We start from the raw sequence: 1442 nt of genomic DNA on the forward strand, positions 1-1442 counted from the left end.
TATAGGCGGGCAAAGACGTAAGTAACAGGGGTCGCTACAGGCGGGTATAGATGGGTCAGACCGTTTCATTCGTAGCCCGTGACGAACTCGCGGAGTGGTTGGAATCGCGTGCAGACGTGGAGATGAAGTCAGTTTCCGCCGTCTGCCAAGACATCGTAGCCGCCGAATACCGCCGACAGAACCCGGCAGACGGGGGTAAAGCCGGTGAAACGCAGGCTGAAGAACCGGAGACCGCGCCGGACGCTCTCGAATCAGATCGAGAATTTTCGTTTGCCACGAAACGGGAAGCTGATGCGGTGAGAACGCAGTTCGGCGCACATCTGAGCGAAGACGATGACGCCCGATTTAGGGAAGTGGTCTTCGTCGAGGGAACGCCGAGCGAAGTAGTGAAGGAGCTGGACCGGCGAACCGATAGCTAAGCAATCAGGAACCGCACTGAGGGAAGGCCCCCAGAACTGGACACTCTGACCTTCTCTCTCCGTCCGCAAAGCCGTTACGGTGGCGCGAGGCGCTATCCCGCCCGTTCACTTGCGAAAGCCCGTGAGCGCCCGCTGTGGGGCGCTCACTGGAACGTGGAGGTGGGTGGGGCGTTCTGGAGGTGTACGGCGGCCAGCCCGCCGGCTGGCCGGACTCTCGGGCGGAGGCGGTCGCGGTGAGTCGTGCGGAAGGCGGCCCTTCACTTGACCTAGGTAGGAACGATTCAACAAGCCCTGAGACCGACGAGAACGGCCGGTACGACTGTCGGCACGTCTATCAGAACTTCGAGTTCGAGAACGAGGACGGCGACACCTCGGCGTACCGCTGTGGCTCGTGGGAGTGCTACTGTTGCGGCTACAGGATGCGCCAGAATCTGATTGAGGAAATCAAGCGTATCACGGCTGAACGCCCGGAAATGTCGCGGTTGCTCACGCTCACGCTCGACCCGGCCAAAGCGCCGTCGAATCAGGACCGCCAGCATAAGTACATCACCGAACGGTGGAACGCGCTTAGAACCCGTCTAAAGCGGGAAATCGGAGACTTCAGTTACATTTGGGTGCGCGAGGAACAGGAGAACGGACTCCCGCACCTGCACGCCATCGTCTCGCGCTACCTGCCCTCAGGCGACCGTCTCGACCGCGTGGAGTGAGCTAGGCGGTGGCGAGGTCGTGGACATCCAGAAGATAGAACGCGCCGACAACGCCGCCCACTACGTTGGCAAGTACCTCACGAAAGACGCACTCTCAGGGCTTCCAGACGGGATACAGCGGTATAACAGCAGTTCGGACCTAACGCTAGACGTTCGCGGAAACAAGGACAACGGCGATACCGGCGACTGGGAGCTTCTAATGGACGATTACGCCATCATTCACGACAACGGAAACGCGCTCAGGCGGGGCGTGACGGGCACGGACTTTGCCCAACAGAAGGACTGGGGCGGCCCCGTACCGCCGGACTGAGACAGG

General features: G+C 60.8%; 3 protein-coding genes. All 3 read left to right on the forward strand.

Annotation, left to right across the window (positions count from 1 at the left end; all coding sequences use genetic code 11):
* The first annotated feature begins 50 nt into the window (after positions 1 to 50).
* Positions 51 to 419, forward strand: coding sequence for a hypothetical protein (locus LT970_RS14590; protein WP_232689002.1), 369 nt, complete (start codon positions 51 to 53; stop codon positions 417 to 419).
* Between the two features lie 179 nt (positions 420 to 598).
* Positions 599 to 1126, forward strand: a complete 528-nt coding sequence (locus LT970_RS14595; protein WP_232689003.1) for a rolling circle replication-associated protein — start codon at positions 599 to 601, stop codon at positions 1124 to 1126.
* Between the two features lie 19 nt (positions 1127 to 1145).
* Positions 1146 to 1436 (forward strand): hypothetical protein, encoded by a 291-nt coding sequence (locus LT970_RS14600; RefSeq protein ID WP_232689001.1) that lies wholly within the window; start codon positions 1146 to 1148, stop codon positions 1434 to 1436.
* Positions 1437 to 1442 lie beyond the last annotated feature (6 nt).

Source organism: Halobacterium zhouii (assembly GCF_021249405.1).
Lineage (GTDB): Archaea > Halobacteriota > Halobacteria > Halobacteriales > Halobacteriaceae > Halobacterium > Halobacterium zhouii.